Annotated in this window: 1 protein-coding gene and 1 pseudogene; both read right to left on the reverse strand. The window is 28.6% G+C overall.

The window, feature by feature from the left end:
- A pseudogene (locus tag D8852_RS09840) lies at positions 1-745 on the reverse strand (nucleotide-binding protein); the annotation flags it as partial.
- Positions 746-795: 50 nt separating this feature from the next.
- A partial coding sequence (locus D8852_RS09845) for a hypothetical protein (RefSeq protein WP_125833950.1) occupies positions 796-2,120 on the reverse strand: 1,325 nt, incomplete at its 5' end.

Genomic DNA, 2,120 nt, shown 5'->3' on the forward strand with positions numbered 1-2,120 from the left:
TATTAATAGAGGTGATTCTATCTAACTCGTTTGTTAATATTTTAATTTGCTCGTCATAGCTTGTAAATAAGTTAAAACCCAGCAATTCATGCGAAAGTAGTCTATTTATTTCTGTAGGAGTCATATTTAAAACATTAGTAATTGCTTCAAAAGAGCAGACAGTTTCACTTCCATATAAAACCTTTATAATTCTTGATATGATATTAATAAAGCATGAATAGATTTTTATACTATAAAAGTCACTAACTTCTTGGACTTGTTCTAAAGTATAGTAATTCTTATCAATTATTTGTTTAAATATATCAGCTAACTTTTTCCTTGTTTCGGAAATATTGGATGTTTCATAAGTTAGAATTCGTCTATTACGTAAATCGAAAGGTAGTTCTGAAACATCGCCAAAATCAGAATTGAACACACAAATAACTCTATCCCACCCTAGACACTTTACTGCATATCCTAATTCAAATAATACGTTAGGGTTAGGAGTTCTTTTACCATTTAAACTACTGTTTATAATTGATATATCTGCTATAAATAGGCCACACTTATCAATTTTGGTTAATATTGAATCAACAATATCTGGACTACCTAAAACACCTTTTGTATCTCTGTCAATTTCAGTGATAAGAGAGTACGGAGAATCTTGGTTCATTTTTTTCAATGCTAATTTTATAGAATTCTCAATTAAATTTCTATTTGTTTTATTCGGTAAGTCAGATTGCCATGAAAAGAATATTGTAGTCATAAAAAGCTCCGATAGTTAATCAGTAGAATATTATTTGTGAATGAATTTGGTTAGCAATAACTACGATGTTTGAGTTCCTCATTTATTTTGATAATATAGAAAATTAATATGAGCAGAATGAGATGATATTCATACTCATATTGCTGAATAGAATCATAAATAGGTACTCCATGCAAATACTTATTTCTGATTCCCCAGCTATTGTCATATGATTTGTTATTTAGGACAAAATTCAAATAATTAATTTCTTGAATTGAAAATAAGGTATCCGAAAATATTAACCATCCATTATCAAGCATCCTATTAGCACTGAGTTTTTCAGATTCAGATAAAGATATACTATTAACAGAGCCATATAAGAATATTTTTTCTAAAAGACTTATTTGGGACATATCTTTAAAAGATATAACGCCTGTATCATTTTGGCAAATTCCAGCATCTATTAGTAGTTTTATGTAATCTATTTGATATTCATGAAAATTTGCATAACTCAAGCATTGTTGTGAAATTAATTCCTTAAAGTTGCTTCCTTTGTGTTCCTCATTAATAAAATGAATAGGACTTTGGTCAGAGAATAATAAATTAACAATCTGTTGAATATTATTATCTGAATTATTCATTGAGGAGTATTTTCTTTTAGTAAAACTCTGCAAAGATTCAATTGAAGGAGTAGAAGTAATATTATATAAATTTACATCAATAAGCCCTTCTTCACTCAATAATTTGTATTGTTTTCTTAATGATTCTTCGATTCTAAAAAGTGTTGCTGTTTTATTTCCCGTTGTTTCTGAAATTGAAGGCACATCAAAATGTATCCAATCAATACCGTACTGATTAGTCAGGAAAATATCGAAAAACCAAGTAATGAAATCTTCAATTCTTAGACTGAATTTCTGTAGTATTTTTGATAAAGCAATCAGTTTCATCACGTATAGTTGATGCTTGACTGAGAAGTAAAAACCAAATTTATAGTGATTTCTAGTCGAAATGCCTAACGTTCTTTCAAGTACCCCCATCTCTAATTGAGGAAAGCTTGCTAATGCAAAAGTACCAACACTTGTGCTCAGTTCAAAGTCTTTATAAAAATAGTCTAATATATTTTGAAAATTATGTTTTTCAAAAAGTTTAGCACTATCTATAAAAGTTGATAATGTATATTCATATTGTTTTGGCCTAGCTCCACCTGTTGCGACTGCAATAGGATTATACAAACCTTTTTCAATTCCCTCAATATGAAGCTCCCTACTCTTTTTAATTGCGTAATAGTACGCTTCCTTCTTTGTATATACTCTAATATCAACTTGAATTCCAAAATCCTTATCATTAAAACTAGAATTAAATTCTTGAATTTTTTTGTCAATCAACAGTTTTTGTT

This window comes from Streptococcus mitis (assembly GCF_003942695.1).
Classification (GTDB): domain Bacteria; phylum Bacillota; class Bacilli; order Lactobacillales; family Streptococcaceae; genus Streptococcus; species Streptococcus mitis_BD.